We start from the raw sequence: 17,509 nt of genomic DNA, 5'->3' as shown, positions 1-17,509 counted from the left end.
CATCACGAGCCGTTCCATGATGCCGTCTGGTTGTCACCTCGCGGTTACATATCAACTGGACAGGCATTCATCCCATGATTCTATGATGGTCGGCATGTCCAACGACGACCTCGCGACGCTCGACCCCGCGGCCCCCGCCCAACGGGACCACGAACCGCGCCCCGCGCCCTCGCCGTGGCGCCGCCGCATCGTGGTCGTCGGCCTGCTGCTGGCCGCGCTCAACCTGCGCCCCGCCGTCACCAGCCTCGGCCCGCTCCTGAAGGAGGTCCGCGACGACCTCGGCATGAGCGGCACCATCGCCGGACTGCTCACCTCGATGCCCGCAGCCTGCTTCGCCGTCTTCGGCATCACCGCGCCCCGGCTGGCCCGCCGCTTCGGCCCAGGAGCCGTCGTCTGCACCGGTCTGGCGGCCATCGCCACGGGCCTGGCGCTGCGCCCGTTCGCGGGCGGGACCGTGGCCTTCCTGTGCGCCAGCGCGCTCGGCCTGGCCGGGATCGCGGTCAGCAACATCCTGATGCCGGTGATCGTCAAGGGCTGGTTCCCGGACCGGGTGGGCTCGATGACCGGCCTCTACTCCATGGGGCTGTCACTGGGCACGGCCAGCGCCGCAGCCGCCACGGTGCCCATGACCGACGCGCTGGGCGGCAGCTGGCGGGCCGGGCTCGGGGTGTGGGCGGTGCTCGCCGGGGTCGCGATGGTGCCCTGGCTGTTCCTCGCCCGCGACCGTACGCACCGCCGGACCGAGCAAGCGGCCGCACCGGAGCCCGCGTCCGACCAGCCCGTGTCCGGCGCGGCGGGCACCCGGATCACCCGGAGCCCCACGGCCTGGGCGATGGCCGTCTTCTTCGGCCTCCAGTCCACCGCCGCGTACATCACCATGGGCTGGATGCCGCAGATCTTCCGCGACGCGGGGGTCTCCGCCTCCACCTCCGGGGTGCTGCTCGCGGTCATCATGGCCATGGGCGTCCCGCTGGCCTTCGTCCTGCCCCGCGTGGCGGCCCGGCTGCGCAACCAGGGCGTGCTGGCCGTGGTCCTCGGCGTCTGCGGGCTCATCGGCTACGCCGGGCTGTGGCTGGCCCCGGCGGGCGGCGCCTGGGTGTGGGCCGTCCTGCTCGGCGTCGCCAACTGCGCCTTCCCGCTCGCCCTCACGATGATCAGCATGCGGGCCAGGACCAGCGCGGGCGTGGTCCGGCTCTCCGCCTTCGCCCAGAGCACCGGCTATCTGCTGTCCATCCCGGGCCCGCTGCTGGTCGGCACGCTGTACCAGCACAGCGGCGGCTGGGAGGCGCCGCTCGCGCTGATGGCCGGGCTCATGGTGCCGCAGATCGTGACGGGCCTGCTGGCCGGGCGTGACCGCACCCTCGAAGACGAGATCTGACCGCCGGGTGGGACACTGGCCGCATGCCAGTGCTCGATGAGAACCCGCCGGACGGCCAGAAGAAGCTCCTCCTCATCCTGGGCGTGATGCTCGGGATCACGGTGGTCATCGGCGTGATCGCCACCATCGTCTCTCCCTGACCCTCGTCCTCGCTCAGTAGGGGCAGCACCACCATCCCCTAGGGGGCCAGGGTCAGGGGGAACTGGGTGGATCACCGGATGGGCACCGGCCCGCCCGCTCCGTAGCGTCGAACCATCCGAAGCAGCGTGGTTCCCCGACCGGAGGCGATCCCCATGTCCGCCCGCACCCCCACCCGGCCCGCGAACCCGGCGGACGGTGGCATGGACGTCCGGCTGCCGTGGTGGGCCCTCGCGCTGCCCGCCCTCGCCTTCGCGGTGCTGCTGCTCCTGCTTACCGGGCCGTCCGACGCGCAGGCCGCCGGCGGCTCGGGCGCCCTCGCGCAGTTCCTGGAGCTGGTGCGTCAGACCCTCGGCCACCTGGGGGTGTGACCGACCGTGCGCGGGGGCACCCTCCGGTGCGCGGGGGCACCCGCTTTGTGCGCTCACTTTGGTGAGCACCGTTTCAACACCCTGCGCCTCGCCAGCCGTTTCATGCGAAGCTGGGACGCATGAGCGTCGATGTGCCCCGCAGGATTGTCATTCTCCGACACGCCAAGGCCGACTGGCCCGAGGTGGCAGACCATGAGCGGCCGCTCGCGGAGCGCGGCCGCAAGGACGCCCCACTCGCCGGGCGCCGGCTCACCGAAGCCGGTCTGGTCCCCGAACTGACCCTCTGCTCCACGGCCGTGCGCACCCGGGAGACCTGGAAGCTCGTGGTCCACGAGCTTCCCCAGCGCCCCAAGACGGTCTACGAGGAGCGGCTGTACGACGCCTCACTCGGCGAACTGATCGCGGTCCTGAACGAGACGTCCGACGACATCACCGACCTGCTGGTGGTCGGCCACAACCCCGGGGTGCACGCCCTCGCCGACGCCCTCGCGGGCCAGGCCGCGGAGGGCACCCGGGAGCGGATGGCCCGCACCGGATTCCCCACCTCCGCGATCGCGGTGGTGACCTTCAACGGCTCGTGGAAGTCGGTCGAGCACGGTGTCGGCCGCCTCGACGACTTCTGGGCGCCGCACGAGTAGACCCCGCCGCCGTACCCTTCCGCCGTCGTACCGCCGCACCGTTCCGCCTCCGTACCGTTCCGCCCGCCTCGGCAGCGAGGCGGGCGGAACCGGGAGCGGTCGGCCGGGGGCCCGGCGGAGTGGTCAGTCCTCTTCGTGCGCGTCCGCGGCCTCGACCTCTTCACGGGTCACGCCCAGCAGGTACAGCACGGTGTCCAGGAACGGCACGTTCACCGCGGTGTGCGCGGCCTCCCGTACGACCGGCTTGGCGTTGAAGGCGACCCCGAGCCCGGCCGCGTTCAGCATGTCCAGGTCATTCGCCCCGTCGCCGATCGCGACGGTCTGCACCAGCGGCACCCCCGCCTCGGCCGCGAAGCGCCGCAGCAGCCGGGCCTTGCCCGCCCGGTCCACCACCTCGCCGATCACGCGCCCGGTGAGCTTGCCGTCCACGATCTCCAGGGTGTTGGCGGAGGCGAAGTCCAGCCCCAGCCGCTCCTGGAGATCATCGGTGACCTGCGTGAAGCCGCCGGAGACCACTCCCACCTGGTAGCCCAGGCGCTTGAGGGTACGGATCAGGGTGCGGGCGCCGGGCGTGAGCCGGACCTCCGCGCGCACCTTCTCCACCACCGACTCGTCGATCCCCGCCAGCAGCGCGACCCGCGCGTGCAGCGACTGCTCGAAGTCCAGCTCGCCGCGCATCGCCCGGGCCGTGACCTCGGCGACCTCGGCCTCGCAACCCGCGTGGGCCGCGAACAGCTCGATCACCTCGTCCTGGATCAGCGTCGAGTCCACGTCCATGACCACCAGCCGCTGGGCCCGGCGCTGGAGCCCCGACGCCACGACCGCCACGTCGACCCCGATGTCGGCCGCCTCGGTGGCCAGCGCGGTGCGCAGCGGCTCCGTCTCGGCGCCGGACACCTCGAAGTCCACGGCCGTCACCGGATACTTCGCCAGCCGGAAAATGCGGTCGATGTTGCCGCCGGTGCCGGTGATACGGGCGGCGATCGCGGCCACCGCCTCGGCGGTCAGCGGATGCCCCAGCACGGTGACGTGCGACCGGCCGGTACCGCGCGGACGGTTGTCGCCCCGGCCCGAGATGATCTCGGCCTGCATCCGCTGCGACTCGGCCCAGCTGTGCACGGTGGCCCGCAGCTCCCCCTCCGCCCCGTCGCCCTTCGGGGCCGTGACCAGGACGCACAGCACGATGCGGCCCCGGGTGACGACCTGCTCTATGTCGACTATGTCCACGCCGTACGCGGCGAGGGTGTCGCAGAGCCCGGCGGTGAGGCCGGGGCGGTCCTTGCCGAAGATCTTGACAAGGAGGGTGGGATCGCCGTCGGCCGGGACGGCGGTGGCAGGAGGAATCTGCGATGCGCTCATGGTCTTACCACCGTATCCGGCCGCCGCCGCCCGGCGCGCGGCAGCCCGCGTCGTGGACGGCCATGTGGTGGGGAACGTTCATCCACCGGACGCCACCGCGTCACCGCCGGTCCGTGCCCCGGCGCCGGCCGTGATCGACTCGGTCGGAGCGAGTTGCCCGGATCATCCGTGATCGGCGGCATCTATGCGCGCTTATCGCTTTCCGGGGTTTTTCCGGATGAGTCAACGTGCCCGAGATGCCATCTTGTCAAAACCCGACTTCCGGTTAAGCGACTGAGCCTGAAATAGTTCCTCACGATGTTCGCCATCCCTAGACTCCCTGTGCAGGGGGTAGCTCGGGGGACAACTAGTGGGGCATGGAGTGCCGGAACTCGTACTGGAATTGAACGGACGGACCTGGACGCTTGATCCATCCAGGTCATACAGCGTGGGGCGTGACCCACAGGGCGACATGGTGCTGGACGACGCCAGAGTCTCCTGGCGGCACGCCACGGTGCGCTGGGGCGGGCGCAGTTGGATCATTGAAGATCACGGCAGCACCAACGGCACTTATGTGCAAGGCCGGCGAATCCAACAGACGGAAATCGGCCCAGGTGCGGCCGTGCATCTCGGCAACGCCACCGATGGCCCCCGCCTGAACGTTTCGGGGGCGGGCGCGGGGGCGGGCGCGGGTGCCGCCGCGTACAGCCCGCAGGGGGCCATGGGCGCCCCTCAGCAGGCCCAGCAGTACCAGCAGCCCCCGCAGCAGCCGTATCAGCAGCAGCCCGGCGCGGGCTGGCCGCAGCAGGGCCAGCAGCCTCCGGCGCAGCCCCAGCAGCAGCCCCAGGGGTGGCAGCAGCCCCCGCAGCAGCAGCCGTTCGTACCGCAGCAGCAGAACCCGCGCGACCACCACGCGCAGAACGGCCACGGCGGCGGACCCGGCGGCTCCGGCGAGGCGCGGACCGGCCAGGGCGACCGCAGCCCGACCACGTTCCACCAGCTGGACGCGGGCCGGGTGATGCGCATCGGTCGTGCGCTGGAGAACGAACTGGTCGTCTCCGACCTCCAGGTCTCCCGCCACCACGCCGAGTTCCGGGCGCTGCCCGACGGCCGCTTCGAAATCCGCGACCTCGGCAGCCACAACGGTACGTACGTCAACGGTCAGCCGGTCCGTCAGCAGGTGATCGGCCCGAACGACACCGTCGGCGTCGGCCACTCCACCTTCCGGCTGGTCGGCGACCGGCTCGAGGAGTTCGTCGACACCGGTGACGTCTCCTTCTCGGCCCGCCACCTCACCGTCACCGTCGACGGCGGCAAGCAGATCCTCAAGGACGTCTCCTTCGGCGTTCCCGAGAAGTCGCTCATCGCGGTCATCGGCCCGTCCGGCTCCGGCAAGTCCACGCTGCTGAAGGCGCTCACCGGCTACCGTCCGGCCAACGAGGGCGACGTCCTCTACGACAACCGGAACCTGTACAAGCAGTTCGCCGAGCTGCGTCAGCGCATCGGTCTGGTCCCGCAGGACGACATCCTGCACAAGGAGCTGACCGTCCAGAAGGCCCTCCGGTACGCCGCCAAGCTCCGCTTCCCCGGCGACACCGCGACCGCCGAGCGCGAGGCCCGGATCGACGAGGTGCTGCGCGAGCTGAAGCTCGACATCCACCGCGACAAGAAGGTCACCGCGCTCTCCGGCGGTCAGCGCAAGCGGGTCTCGGTCGCGCTGGAGCTGCTCACCAAGCCGTCGCTGATCTTCCTGGACGAGCCGACCTCCGGTCTCGACCCGGGCATGGACCGCGACGTGATGCAGCTGCTGCGCGGCCTCGCCGACGACGGCCGTACCGTCCTGGTGGTCACCCACTCGGTCGCCGAGCTGGCGCTGTGCGACAAGCTGCTGGTGATGGCGCCGGGCGGTGCGGTGGCCTACTTCGGCCCGCCGAACGAAGCGCTCAACTTCTTCGGCTACGACAGCTGGGCGGACGTCTTCTCCGCGTTCGAGAACTACCGCGACTACGACTGGTCGGGCCGCTGGCGCGGTTCGCAGCACTACCAGATGTACGCCGCGGACATCGACGCCGTCGCCCCGCAGTCCGTCGATGTGCAGGCGCCGCCCGCGCGGATGCAGAAGTCGCAGAGCTGGGGCTCCCAGCTGTGGACGCTGATACGCCGCTACGTCTCGGTCATCGCCTCCGACCGCGGCTTCATGGCGCTGATGGTGATCCTGCCCGCCGTGCTCGGCGCGGTCAGTACCGTGATCCCGTCGGACTTCGGCTTCACCAGAGCGCCGAAGGGCCAGTTCAACCAGGACTCGGGCACGATCACCCTGATTCTCGTGGTCGGCATGTGCTTCTCGGGCGCGGCCAACTCCGTACGAGAACTGATCAAGGAACGGGTGATCTACGAACGGGAACGAGCCGTCGGCCTGTCCCGCTCCGCCTATCTGATGTCCAAGGTGATCGTGCTCGGCGTGATCACCGCCTTCCAGGGCGTGATCATCAGCGCCATCGGCTTCTCGACCCGTGAGCTGCCCGAAGAGGCGCTGATCATGCCGCCGGCCGTCGAGATGTGCGTGGCCATCATCGCGATCGGCTTCACGTCGATGATGGTCGGCCTGGTGATCTCCTCGCTGGTGAAGACCGCCGAGAAGACCATGCCGCTGCTGGTCATGTTCGCGATCATCCAGGTCGTCTTCACCGGCATCCTGTTCAAGATCTACGGATCGCCCGGCATCGAGCAGTTCGCGTATCTGATGCCCGCCCGCTGGGCGGTCGGCGCGGTGGGAGCGACGCTGGACCTCGGCCCCGGCCCGGGCCACCTGATGGCCCCCTGGGACCGCAAGAAGCCGCTGGACACCGACCCGCTGTGGGAGCACACCACGGCCCAGTGGGCCATGGACATGGGCATCCTGATGGCGCTCGGCATCATCTGCGCGTTCGCGGTGGCGCGGCTGCTGCGCCGCCACGAGCCGGAGGTCATGCGCAAGTAACGCACGGAGCGGCACGAGTCGCAGCACGGCCCGAAGGGCGGCGGCACCCCTCGCACACAGGGGGTGCCGCCGCCCTTCGGCGTGTGAACGCCGGGCTTAGTACGGGCCGTTGACGTTGTCGATGGAGCCGTACCGGTCGGCGGCGTAGTTGCACGCGGCGACGATGTTGGCGACCGGGTCGTACTGGTCGAAGGGCGTGCCCTTGACGTGGTACGTCTGGAACGTCGGCAGGATGACCTGGAGCAGGCCCTTGGACGGAACACCGTTCTGGGCGTTGATGTCCCAGTTGTTGATGGCCCGCGGGTTACCGCCGGACTCCCGGATGACGTTCTTGTAGATGCCGTTGTAGGTACCCGGGATGTTGTGCTTCTTCATGATGTCGAGGGACTCCCGGATCCAACCGTCGAGGTTGTTCGGGTAGGTCTTCTTGGCGGCGGCGAGCTTGGCGCGCGCGGCGGCACGGCTCGCAGCCTCCTTGGCGGCGCGCTCCTTGGCGGCCTGCGCAGCGGCGGCCTTCTTGGCGGCTGCTTCCTTCTTGGCGGCCGCCTCTGCGGCGGCCTTCTTCGCGGCGGCCGCTTCCGCGGCCTTCTTCTGCGCGGCCTCGGCCTGCGCCTGCTTGCTCGTAAGGGCGGCCTGCTTCAGCAGAATCTCCTGCTGGGCCTTGCTGTCGACCTTCTGCGAGGTGAAGGCCACCGGCTTCGCCGGAAGGTCCTTGGCCGTCGTTTTGGCATCGGCGTTGCCACCGGGGACGAGCGCGAAGGCTACGGCGGCGGCGCCGGCCGCGGCGATGCCGGCGGCGGAGTACTTGGTCTTCTTGTTCAGGCGGTTGTAGCCGGAGATGCTGGACAGGGGCATGGCGGAGTAGACCTCTTCCAATCGCTATGTGTCGCAGGCCAAATCGGCGCTTGTGCGCCGTGTCTGGATCTACGGCGCCGTGCGACTGGGGGAAATTCTTAGCGTCCGCAAAATGCTGTGGCAAAGGTGTGACATACGATGCCGCTTAGTGGATAAGTATGTCTTCCCTGCCTGGGAGAACAGGCGTCCTCCCCGCTCATCCCGGGTTGAAACATCCACTAACCGAGTTCGTAAGTGACGTGGATCCTGTGTCAGGGGTCACATTGCGAGCTCTTTAATATTGCGAGGTGTGCCTGAGCAAATGCGGAGTGTGGCTGAATTTCCGGTCCTTGTAACAGGCCCTTCCGGCGCTTCTCCCGCTTCCCTCGTCCTAGGTCCCGGACTACGCCTCGGGTCGCAATGAAGCACTGCCGAAAGGCCTATACGCACCCTGCCGCGGCGCCGGTACGGTGAGGCCCATGACCAAAGGGCCGGGCGGTGGAGCCGGGGCGGGGCTGGCGTGGGTGAGCAGCGCGCTCCTCGCGATGAGCAGACATCTGGAAGTCCGGGATGTCCTAAAGACCATCGTTGTGTCCGCCCGTGAGCTGCTCGATGCGGAGTACTCGGCGCTGGGGGTTCCGGACGACCACGGGGGCTTTGCCCAGTTCGTAGTAGACGGCGTCAGTGACGAGCAGTGGAAGGCCATCGGGCCGCTGCCCCGCCAGCACGGGATCCTCGCCGCGATGCTCAAGGACGCCACCCCGCAGCGGCTGGCCGATGTCCGGCGGGATCCGCGATTCGAGGGCTGGCCCCCGGAGCATCCGGACATGTCGGACTTTATTGGACTTCCCATTGCGGATGGGGAGGAAGTCCTCGGCGCGCTCTTCCTGGCCAACAAGCGCTGCGCGAAACCGGAGGGCGGCTGCGGCTTCACCGCCGAGGATGAGGAGCTGCTGGCCATCCTCGCCCAGCACGCCGCCATCGCGCTCACCAACGCCCGGCTCTACGAGCGCAGCCGCGAGCTGACCATCGCGGGGGAGCGTGCCCGGCTCGCCCACGAGCTGCACGACGCGGTCTCCCAGAAGCTCTTCTCGCTACGGCTGACCGCCCAGGCCGCCGCCGCGCTCGTGGACCGCGACCCGGTCCGCGCCAAGGAGGAGCTGCACCAGGTCACGGCCCTCGCCGCCGAGGCCGCCGACGAGCTGCGCTCCGCCGTCGTGGAGCTGCGCCCCGCCGCGCTCGACGAGGACGGCCTGGTCGCGACCCTGCGCACCCAGGTACAGGTCCTGGACCGGGCCCACACCGCCCGGGTCACCTTCGAGGCCCTCGGCGTGCGGGCGCTGCCCGCCGCCCAGGAGGAGGCGCTGCTGCGGGTCGCCCAGGAGGCCCTGCACAACGCGCTGCGCCACGCCGACGCCCGCCGGGTCGACGTCACCCTCTCCCGGCACGGCCAGGGCGCCCTGCTGCGGGTGAGCGACGACGGCGGGGGCTTCGACCCCTCGGCGGTGCGCCGGGCGGGGCGGCACCTGGGGCTGGTGTCGATGCGCGACCGGGCGAGCGGCGTCGGCGGCGGACTGACCGTGGAGTCGGCGCCCGGCAAGGGAACCGTGATCGAGATGGAGGTGCCCGGTGGGTGAGCGACGGGACGGAGCGGCGATCCGGGTGCTGCTCGTCGACGACCACCAAGTGGTGCGGCGCGGCCTGCGGACCTTCCTTGAGGTCCAGGACGACATCGACGTGGTCGGCGAGGGCTCGGACGGGGAGGAGGGCATCGCCCGGGCCGAGGAGCTGCGCCCCGACATCGTCCTGATGGACGTCAAGATGCCCGGCATCGACGGCATCGAGGCGCTGCGCAAGCTGCGTGACCTGGGCAACCCGGCCCGGGTGCTGGTCGTGACGAGTTTCACCGAGAAGCGCACCGTGGTGCCCGCCCTGCGCGCGGGCGCGGCCGGTTACGTCTACAAGGACGTGGACCCCGACGCCCTCGCCAGCGCCATACGGTCCGTCCACGCCGGGCACGTGGTGCTCCAGCCCGAGGTGGCCGACGCGCTGCTCTCCCAGGACGAGGCGGGCGGCGGCCAGGGGCGCGGGGGCTCCCTCACCGACCGGGAGCGGGAAGTGCTGGGGCTGATCGCGGACGGCCGGTCGAACCGCGAGATCGCGCGCAGGCTCGTACTGTCCGAAAAGACCGTAAAGACACATGTGTCCAACATTCTTATGAAGTTGGACCTGGCAGACCGCACTCAGGCCGCACTCTGGGCGGTACGCCATGGAATCGGAGCATGAACAGCGTTTCTCCGTGCAATCACACCAACGTGTGTAGGTCACCCGAACAGCGCAACTCCGCCCGCCCCCGGCCGTTCTCCACGGCGTACTGCGGCGATTCGCCGCGGCGACGCGTTATGGACGAAGGGTCTTGAGAAGTGAAGAACATCAAGAGGATCGCTGCCATCACCATCGCGGCCGGCGGTCTTGCCGTCGCCGGTGCGGGTGTCGCCTCCGCCCAGGACGGTCCCATGGCCGACGGCGGGGCGACGATGTCCCCGGGGGTCGTCTCGGGCAACAACGCCCAGGTGCCCGTCCATGTGCCGGTGGGTGTCTGCGGCAACACCATCTCGGTCATCGGGACCATGAACCCGAGCTTCTGCGACTGAGCCCTCCNGCCCAGGTGCCCGTCCATGTGCCGGTGGGTGTCTGCGGCAACACCATCTCGGTCATCGGGACCATGAACCCGAGCTTCTGCGACTGAGCCCTCCCCTCGGAGCAGAGGCACCGCGCACCACCCCGGTCGGCCCCGGAGGCATCGCCTCCGGGGCCGACCCCATGGGCCCGGGCCTGCGCCCGGAGCGTCAGGACCCGCCCCGCTCCAGCTCCTCCACATACGCGTTGTACGCCGCCACCTGCGCCCGCCGCGCCGTGCGCTCCACCGGACGCAGCGCCTCCGCCCGGGCCGCGATCTCCGACGCGCTCACCGCCCCGCCGTGATCCTTCCCGTCCCCGCCCGGGGCGTACGCGATGGCGATCAGCGCGCCCACCCGCTGCGCCAGCTCCAGCACCCGCAGCGCCCGCGGCGGATAGCCCGGCGCCAGCACCTCGCGCCCCCGCTCGGCCCGCGCCCGGTACGCCTCCAGGGCCGCCTGGGCGGCCGGACCGGCCCCGGCCACGTTCAGCCGGGACAGCACCTCGGTCGCCTCCCGCAGCGCCTCGGCCAGCTCCCGCTCGGCCTCGCCGAGCGACGGCACATCCGCCGGAGGCGCCTCCCGCACCGGCAGACAGCGCCACAGAACCTCGATGTGCTGATCGCCCTCGGGCCCCGCCGCCGACACCTCGGGCACCAGCCCCAGCGCCACCCCCGTGGCCAGCACCGCCTCGCCCGCGTCGAGCGCCTTCGCGTTGAACTCCGGCGGCCCGCTCAGCCCCAGCGGATGTCCCGCTATCGGCAGCGCCACCCGCAGCCCCTTGGCCCCGAGCGCTCTCAGCCGCCCCAGCGCCAGCGTCAGTCCGACCGGCCCGGACTCGCCGGGCAGCTCCGCCACCCGGTGCGACGCGTCCTCCCCGGCGATCCGGTGCGCGGCGTCGTCCGGGGAGACAAGTCCGGCGAGAAGGGCATTTCCCCAGGCTGCGAGGCGCCCTGAACGTGGTTCATCGAGCATGGAACCAGCCTAAGGACTGGCACCGACAATGCGTGGCGTAGGTTTTCCTCTGGGGGCTGCGCCCACAGGCGCACGCGACACTCGAGACTGCAATGGGAGACAACGCGCTCATGAGCGAGGTTCTGGAGCTGGTGGACGTATCCGTGGTCCGCGACGGTCGGGCTCTGGTGGACGAGGTCTCCTGGTCGATCAAAGAAGGGGAGCGCTGGGTGATCCTCGGCCCCAACGGCGCCGGGAAGACCACCCTGCTCAACCTCGCGTCGAGCTACCTCTTCCCGAGCGCCGGGTCCGCCCGGATCCTCGGCGAGCAGCTCGGCGCCGTGGACGTCTTCGAGCTGCGCCCGCGCATCGGCATGGCGGGCATCGCCATGGCCGACAAGCTGCCGCGCAGCCAGACCGTCCTGCAGACCGTGCTCACCGCCGCGTACGGCATGACGGCGCACTGGCAGGAGAACTACGACCAGGTCGACGAGGCCCGGGCCCGGGCCTTCCTCGACCGGCTCGGCATGAACGCGTACCTCGACCGCAAGTTCGGCACCCTCTCCGAGGGTGAGCGCAAGCGCACCCTCATCGCCCGCGCGATGATGACCGACCCCGAACTGCTGCTCCTCGACGAGCCGGCGGCAGGGCTCGACCTCGGGGGCCGCGAGGACCTCGTACGCCGCCTCGGACGGCTCGCCCGCGACCCGTACGCGCCGTCGATGATCATGGTGACACATCACGTCGAGGAAATCCCCCCGGGTTTCACCCACGTGCTGATGATCCGTCAGGGCAAGGTGCTCACCGCCGGGCCCATCGACATGGAGCTGACCTCCCGTAACCTCTCGCGCTGCTTCGGGCTCCCGCTGCTCGTCGAGCGCAACGGCGACCGCTGGACCGCCCAGGGCCTGCCGCTGACCTGAAACCGCCCTCCGATGGCCTGAACCCCCGCCCCGAACACGGCGCATGCTTTTCGCACCCCGAACTGCGCCCTGTTCCCCGACGGACCATGAGAACTACCATGACCTTGTGGATCCGTGGGTGTGGTGGCTGATCGCCGCCGTAGGACTGGGCATTCCGCTCGTGCTGACCGCGATGCCCGAATTCGGGATGGTCGCGGTCGGCGCGGTCGCCGGTGCGATCACCGACGCGCTCGGCGGCGGCGTCGTGCTCCAGGTCATCGTCTTCTGTGCCGTCTCGGTCGCGCTGGTCGCCGTCGTCCGCCCGATGGCGGTCCGCAGCCGACAGCAGCAACCCGGGCTGCGCAGCGGCGTCGAGGCGCTGAAAGGCCGGCAGGCCGTCGTCCTCGAACGGGTCGACGACAGCGGCGGCGGCCGCATCAAGCTGGCCGGTGAGATCTGGTCCGCCCGTTCGCTCGACCCCGACCAGGCCTATGAACCGGGCCGGCAGGTCGACGTCGTCGAAATCGACGGCGCCACCGCCGTCGTCATGTAGACGTCGTAGTACCAAGAGCTGAGCCCCACCCCGCTCAGCTGCGGAGTCGGCCGTCGATCTGACAGACTCCACCCACAAGACCGGACTTGATCATCCCGATCATCCAGAAGCACGCATGAAGGGCACGGGGAGCCGCTGTGGAACCGATCATCATCGTCCTGATCATCCTGGTGGTGCTCGTCTTCATCGCACTGATCAAGACGATCCAGGTCATCCCGCAGGCCAGTGCCGCCATCGTGGAACGCTTCGGCCGCTATACGCGCACCCTCAACGCCGGCCTCAACATCGTCGTCCCGTTCATCGACTCGATCCGCAACCGCGTCGATCTCCGCGAACAGGTCGTCCCGTTCCCGCCGCAGCCGGTGATCACCCAGGACAACCTGGTCGTGAACATCGACACCGTCATCTACTACCAGGTGACCGACGCCCGGGCCGCCACCTACGAGGTCGCCAGCTACATCCAGGCGATCGAGCAGCTGACCGTCACCACCCTGCGGAACATCATCGGCGGCATGGACCTGGAGCGCACCCTGACCTCCCGCGAGGAGATCAACGCGGCGCTGCGCGGCGTGCTCGACGAGGCCACCGGCAAGTGGGGCATCCGCGTCAACCGCGTCGAGCTGAAGGCCATCGAGCCGCCGACCTCCATCCAGGACTCGATGGAGAAGCAGATGCGCGCCGACCGTGACAAGCGCGCCGCGATCCTCCAGGCCGAAGGTGTCCGGCAGTCCGAGATCCTCCGCGCCGAGGGTGAGAAGCAGTCCTCGATCCTGCGGGCCGAGGGTGAGGCCAAGGCCGCCGCGCTGCGCGCCGAGGGCGAGGCCCAGGCGATCCGTACGGTCTTCGAGTCCATCCACGCCGGAGACCCGGACCAGAAGCTGCTCTCCTACCAGTACCTCCAGATGCTGCCGAAGATCGCCGAGGGCGACGCCAACAAGCTCTGGATCGTGCCCAGCGAGATCGGCGACGCCCTCAAGGGCCTCGGCGGGGCCATCGGCAACTTCGGCCCGATGACCGGCGGGAACGGCGGCGGCGCCGCCCCGGCCGCCCCGACGGGCACCGGCAAGGAGGCCGCCCCGCGCCGCGAGCAGCCCAGGATCGACTGACGCCGACGAGTGAAGGGCCGGTACCCCGCGGGGTACCGGCCCTTCACTCGTCCTGGCGGCCTACGGGCTCAGGCGGGCAGCGCCAGCCACTCCGGCAGCCCGTCCCGCTCGGCCGCCCCCAGCGCCAGCAGCAGCGCGTCCGAAGGCGTCGGCTCGAACGGCGAGTTGAGCAGCCGCATCCCCGCCTGCTCCGGAGTTCGGTCCGCCTTGCGGTGGTTGTCCTCCGCGCAGGACGCGACGGTGTTCAGCCAGGTGTCCCCGCCGCCGCGCGACCGCGGCACCACGTGGTCCACGGTCGTCGCCCGCCGCCCGCAGTACGCGCACCGGTGCTGATCCCGCACCAGCACCCCGCGCCGCGACCACGGAGCACGTCTTCGGAACGGCACCCGTACGTAACGGCACAGCCGGATCACCCGCGGCACCGGAAGATCGACCTCCGCGGCGCGCACCCGCAGTCCGGGATGGGCGCGTTCGACGACGGCCTTCTCCTGGAGGACCAGCACCACCGCACGCCGCAGCGTCACCGTCGACAGCGGCTCGAAGCTCGCGTTCAGAACCAGCGTCTCGCGCATCCCGACCACCTCCCGCATCCCGGCCACGCCCGCCTCTCCGTGGCGGGCGGGCCGGGATCAACTCTGGCCGGGAGGACGGCCGGGGACAACGCAATTTCGCGGCGTCAGCCCGCCGCCGGAACCTCGTACTCGGCGATCAGATGCGCCCGGCCCAGCGTGTGGAACCGCAGGTTGAAGCCGACCACCGCGGGCGACGCGTCCGCGTCCGGGCCCAGCTTCTCGGTGTCCACCGCGTACACCGTGAACACATAGCGGTGCGGCCCGTCCCCGGGCGGCGGCGCGGCCCCGCCGAAGTCCCGGGTGCCGAAGTCGTTACGGGCGTGCACGGCACCCTCGGGAAGCCCCGCGAAGTCACCGCCGCCCGCTCCGGTCGGCAGCTCCGTCACGGTCGCCGGAATGTCGAACAGCACCCAGTGCCAGAACCCACTGCCGGTCGGCGCGTCCGGGTCGTAGCAGGTGACGGCGAAGCTCTTGGTCCCCTCCGGGAAACCCTCCCAGCGGAGCTGCGGCGAGGTGTTCCCCTCCGCGTACACCTGGGCGGACGGCAGCGTGCCGCCCGCCTCCACCCCGTCGCTCACCACGGTGAACGAGGGCACCGGCGGATGGAAGTCATGGGGGAGCGGACGCCGGTTCTGATCGGACACGTCGAAAACCTCCTGATGATCGCGGTTGATCAGCTGTCCGGCCAGCCTAACGAGACCCGGCCGCCGCGGGCTGGCACCATGGCGCCCATGACCGGCCCGACCCCCGTTCTCCCCCTGCACCTCGACGGCGTGTCCGACAAGGACGGCTTCCTTGCGCGCTGCGCCCGGGACCTGCGCTTCCCCGAGTGGTACGGGCACAACTGGGACGCCCTCGCCGACTGCCTTACCGATCTGTCCTGGTGGGGCGAGGACGCCGAGCCCAGCGGCTACCTGCTGCGGGTCCGTGGCTGGAACGCGTTCCGCGACGCGGCACCCGAGGCCGCGGCGATCGCGGCGGACATCCTCAGCGACGCCGTGACGTACTGGTCCGCCCACGGCACACCGCTGACCATCTGGTACGACGACGGCCCGGACGACACATAGGGGGTGTCACAGCGCGCGGGGCGCGCACCGGACACATCCGGCGCACGCCCCGCGGGGTCGTCGTGTGGTCTCGGAACCGGCGAAGGCTCAGAACCAGTTGCGCTTGCCGCCGACCTCGGCGAGCCACTGGTTGAGATACGCGGCCCAGTCCGTCTCCTGGTAGGAGTCCAGGCCGACCGTGAAGGACCGGTACGAGTCGCTGCCCGAGCTGAACAGGCCCGGCTTCTTGTCCATCTCCAGGACGACGTCCATCTCGCGGTCGTCCGCGACGAACGACAGCTCGACCTGGTTGAGCCCCCGGTACTGCTGCGGCGCGTGGAACTCGATCTCCTGGTAGAAGGGCAGCTTCTGCCGCGTCCCGCGGATGTGCCCCTTCTCCAAGTCGGCGTTCTTGAACCGGAAACCGAGCGCACCGAACGCGTCCAGGATCGCCTGCTGGGCGGGGAGCGGATGCACATTGACCGGGTCGAGGTCGCCCGAGTCCACCGCACGCGCGATCGCCAGCTCCGTCGTCACGCCCACGTGCATCCCGGTCAGATGATGTCCCAGGAACGTCGTGACCGGAGTCTCCCAGGGGATCTCCAGGCCGAACTGCACCGCGTGCACCGCACCCGGCTGCACCTCGAACGCGCCACCCAGCTGCTGCCGGGTGAACTCGACGTTCTGCTTGACCTCCTGGTCGTCCCGCTCCACCTCGACCCGGGCTTGAAGGCCGACGGAGAGCCCCTCGATCTGCTGCGCGACGGAGCCCCCCTGGATCCGGACCTCGCCCTGTACGACGCCACCCGGGACGACGTTCTCCTCGGTCAGCACCGTCTCCACCGAGGCGCCACCGGCACCCAAACTCGCGAGCAGCTTCTTGAAGCCCATGTTCTCCCTCTCAAAGACGCATTCGCGCCGACGCTTTCGCGCCATGACTCGATCGCATCGATCGCTGTTGAACAGTAGATACGCGGAACAGCCGCGAGCGGTTCCGCAGCTCATAGCCTTACAGCGCACCGGCCCCGCTCCAACCACCGGCACCTATCGGTTCCACTACGCTCGGACCGCGTGACTGACGGAGCCGAAGTGACCGATGGACCCGACCGCACGCCGCTGGCCCGCACCTTCTTCGACCGCCCGGTCCTGGAGGTCGCCCCGGACCTGCTCGGCCGCACCCTCGTCCGCCGCACCCCCGAGGGCCCGATCGCGCTGCGCCTGACCGAGGTCGAGGCGTACGCGGGCCCGGCCGATCCCGGCTCGCACGCCTATCGCGGCCGCACCGAGCGCAACGCCGTGATGTTCGGCCCCCCGGGCCATGCGTATGTCTACTTCACCTACGGCATGTGGCATTGCCTCAATCTGGTCTGTGGACCGGAGGGCTCCCCGAGCGGGGTCCTGCTGCGCGCGGGGGAGGTGCTGTACGGACACGAGCACGCCCATGAGCGTCGGCCCAAGGCGCGCAACGACCATGAACTGGCCAAGGGTCCCGCCCGGCTGGCCACGGCACTCGGTGTCGACCGCCGGCTGGACGGCACGGATGTGTGCGCGGGTACCCAGGCCCCGCTGGCGATACTCACCGGCTGCCCCGCCCGGCCCGAACAGGTGCTCAGCGGACCCCGCACGGGAGTCGGCGGCGAGGGCGCCACCCACCCGTGGCGCTTCTGGATCGAGGGCGATCCCTCGGTCAGCCCGTACCGGGCACACACCCCGAGGCGCCGCGGTCCGACGCGCCGTCAGGTGGAAACTTGACTCCGGTCGGCCGGGGGCCTAACGTAGCCCGAGCCGCTTGAGACGGGCAGCGCTGTCGGCACGACCATCAGGTCGGGTCGCAGCAGCCCCAGGTGGCCAACCACTACTGACACTTCCCCAACAGGGTCCTATTTCGCTGCGCGAAATCATGCCCAGGGGCTCCGATTAGGAGCTGAGCGGGAAATTCGCTAAAGTGGTGGACACGCCGGAAGGCGCGAAACACCCCGCTCCAACAGGGGGCCGGAAACGGAATTCGGACCGGAAACGGA

General features: G+C 70.1%; 20 protein-coding genes. 14 read left to right on the top strand and 6 right to left on the bottom strand.

Annotated features, from left to right (window positions below; translation table 11 throughout):
• Positions 1-94: 94 nt before the first annotated feature.
• From EEJ42_RS25245 to EEJ42_RS25235, 4 genes are all read left to right on the top strand, one after another.
• Positions 95-1,378, top strand: a complete 1,284-nt coding sequence (locus tag EEJ42_RS25245) for a CynX/NimT family MFS transporter (RefSeq protein ID WP_425472958.1) — start codon at positions 95-97, stop codon at positions 1,376-1,378.
• 23 nt (positions 1,379-1,401) lie between these two features.
• Positions 1,402-1,518: an SGM_5486 family transporter-associated protein gene (locus tag EEJ42_RS53905; RefSeq protein WP_257231780.1), complete on the top strand. Its 117-nt coding sequence runs from the start codon at positions 1,402-1,404 to the stop codon at positions 1,516-1,518.
• 153 nt (positions 1,519-1,671) lie between these two features.
• Positions 1,672-1,887, top strand: a complete 216-nt coding sequence (locus EEJ42_RS25240) for a hypothetical protein (RefSeq protein WP_123103183.1) — start codon at positions 1,672-1,674, stop codon at positions 1,885-1,887.
• Between the two features lie 119 nt (positions 1,888-2,006).
• Positions 2,007-2,525 carry a SixA phosphatase family protein gene (locus EEJ42_RS25235; RefSeq protein ID WP_063731852.1) on the top strand — a complete coding sequence of 173 codons (519 nt, stop codon included), beginning with the start codon at positions 2,007-2,009 and terminating at the stop codon, positions 2,523-2,525.
• Between the two features lie 123 nt (positions 2,526-2,648).
• Here the strand turns inward: EEJ42_RS25235 and serB are convergent, their stop codons facing one another.
• Positions 2,649-3,884, bottom strand: a complete 1,236-nt coding sequence (gene serB, locus EEJ42_RS25230; RefSeq protein ID WP_123103181.1) for a phosphoserine phosphatase SerB — start codon at positions 3,882-3,884, stop codon at positions 2,649-2,651.
• A 349-nt stretch (positions 3,885-4,233) separates the two neighbouring features.
• Between serB and EEJ42_RS25225 the strand changes: the two genes are divergently transcribed.
• Positions 4,234-6,843: an ABC transporter ATP-binding protein/permease gene (locus EEJ42_RS25225; protein WP_123103179.1), complete on the top strand. Its 2,610-nt coding sequence runs from the start codon at positions 4,234-4,236 to the stop codon at positions 6,841-6,843.
• A gap of 96 nt (positions 6,844-6,939) precedes the next feature.
• Here EEJ42_RS25225 and EEJ42_RS25220 read toward each other — a convergent pair whose 3' ends face one another.
• Positions 6,940-7,698 carry a transglycosylase SLT domain-containing protein gene (locus EEJ42_RS25220; protein WP_123103177.1) on the bottom strand — a complete coding sequence of 253 codons (759 nt, stop codon included), beginning with the start codon at positions 7,696-7,698 and terminating at the stop codon, positions 6,940-6,942.
• A gap of 458 nt (positions 7,699-8,156) precedes the next feature.
• Between EEJ42_RS25220 and EEJ42_RS25215 the strand changes: the two genes are divergently transcribed.
• The 4 genes from EEJ42_RS25215 (at position 8,157) to EEJ42_RS53135 (ending at position 10,426) form a co-directional block, all read left to right on the top strand.
• The gene (locus tag EEJ42_RS25215; RefSeq protein WP_123103175.1) at positions 8,157-9,314 is read left to right on the top strand and encodes a GAF domain-containing sensor histidine kinase; all 1,158 of its coding nucleotides are present in this window, start codon (positions 8,157-8,159) and stop codon (positions 9,312-9,314) included.
• Entirely contained in the window at positions 9,307-9,963 is a 657-nt protein-coding gene (locus tag EEJ42_RS25210; RefSeq protein WP_123103173.1) for a response regulator, read from the top strand. The genes EEJ42_RS25215 and EEJ42_RS25210 overlap by 8 nt, the downstream gene beginning before the upstream one ends.
• A gap of 137 nt (positions 9,964-10,100) precedes the next feature.
• A complete protein-coding gene (locus tag EEJ42_RS25205; protein WP_123103171.1) occupies positions 10,101-10,331 on the top strand; it encodes a chaplin in 231 nt (76 codons plus the stop codon).
• A 14-nt stretch (positions 10,332-10,345) separates the two neighbouring features.
• Complete coding sequence (locus EEJ42_RS53135; RefSeq protein WP_281291508.1) at positions 10,346-10,426, top strand: chaplin; 81 nt, start codon at positions 10,346-10,348, stop codon at positions 10,424-10,426.
• A 100-nt stretch (positions 10,427-10,526) separates the two neighbouring features.
• Here the strand turns inward: EEJ42_RS53135 and EEJ42_RS25195 are convergent, their stop codons facing one another.
• Positions 10,527-11,330 (bottom strand): hypothetical protein, encoded by an 804-nt coding sequence (locus EEJ42_RS25195; RefSeq protein WP_123103169.1) that lies wholly within the window; start codon positions 11,328-11,330, stop codon positions 10,527-10,529.
• Positions 11,331-11,440: 110 nt separating this feature from the next.
• On the opposite strand from EEJ42_RS25195, the gene EEJ42_RS25190 reads away from it, so the two are divergent.
• From EEJ42_RS25190 to EEJ42_RS25180, 3 genes are all read left to right on the top strand, one after another.
• Positions 11,441-12,232, top strand: a complete 792-nt coding sequence (locus EEJ42_RS25190) for an ABC transporter ATP-binding protein (RefSeq protein ID WP_123103229.1) — start codon at positions 11,441-11,443, stop codon at positions 12,230-12,232.
• Between the two features lie 106 nt (positions 12,233-12,338).
• On the top strand, positions 12,339-12,764 hold the full coding sequence (locus EEJ42_RS25185) for an NfeD family protein (protein WP_123103167.1): 426 nt from the start codon (positions 12,339-12,341) through the stop codon (positions 12,762-12,764).
• A gap of 137 nt (positions 12,765-12,901) precedes the next feature.
• Positions 12,902-13,870 (top strand): SPFH domain-containing protein, encoded by a 969-nt coding sequence (locus EEJ42_RS25180; protein ID WP_123103165.1) that lies wholly within the window; start codon positions 12,902-12,904, stop codon positions 13,868-13,870.
• Between the two features lie 68 nt (positions 13,871-13,938).
• On the opposite strand, the gene EEJ42_RS25175 is transcribed toward EEJ42_RS25180, so the two are convergent.
• Positions 13,939-14,442, bottom strand: coding sequence for an HNH endonuclease (locus EEJ42_RS25175; protein ID WP_123103227.1), 504 nt, complete (start codon positions 14,440-14,442; stop codon positions 13,939-13,941).
• A gap of 104 nt (positions 14,443-14,546) precedes the next feature.
• Positions 14,547-15,086, bottom strand: a complete 540-nt coding sequence (locus EEJ42_RS25170; protein WP_123103163.1) for a YbhB/YbcL family Raf kinase inhibitor-like protein — start codon at positions 15,084-15,086, stop codon at positions 14,547-14,549.
• Between the two features lie 87 nt (positions 15,087-15,173).
• Between EEJ42_RS25170 and EEJ42_RS25165 the strand changes: the two genes are divergently transcribed.
• Positions 15,174-15,509 carry a barstar family protein gene (locus EEJ42_RS25165; RefSeq protein WP_246097353.1) on the top strand — a complete coding sequence of 112 codons (336 nt, stop codon included), beginning with the start codon at positions 15,174-15,176 and terminating at the stop codon, positions 15,507-15,509.
• An 87-nt stretch (positions 15,510-15,596) separates the two neighbouring features.
• Here EEJ42_RS25165 and EEJ42_RS25160 read toward each other — a convergent pair whose 3' ends face one another.
• A complete protein-coding gene (locus EEJ42_RS25160; protein ID WP_123103161.1) occupies positions 15,597-16,379 on the bottom strand; it encodes a sporulation protein in 783 nt (260 codons plus the stop codon).
• Positions 16,380-16,577: 198 nt separating this feature from the next.
• On the opposite strand from EEJ42_RS25160, the gene EEJ42_RS25155 reads away from it, so the two are divergent.
• Complete coding sequence (locus EEJ42_RS25155) at positions 16,578-17,240, top strand: DNA-3-methyladenine glycosylase (protein WP_123103159.1); 663 nt, start codon at positions 16,578-16,580, stop codon at positions 17,238-17,240.
• Positions 17,241-17,509 lie beyond the last annotated feature (269 nt).

It is taken from the genome of Streptomyces botrytidirepellens (assembly GCF_003721215.1).
Classification (GTDB): domain Bacteria; phylum Actinomycetota; class Actinomycetes; order Streptomycetales; family Streptomycetaceae; genus Streptomyces; species Streptomyces himastatinicus.
The sequence above is the reverse complement of the archived record's forward strand: the minus strand, read 5'-3'. Positions and strand labels throughout refer to the sequence as shown.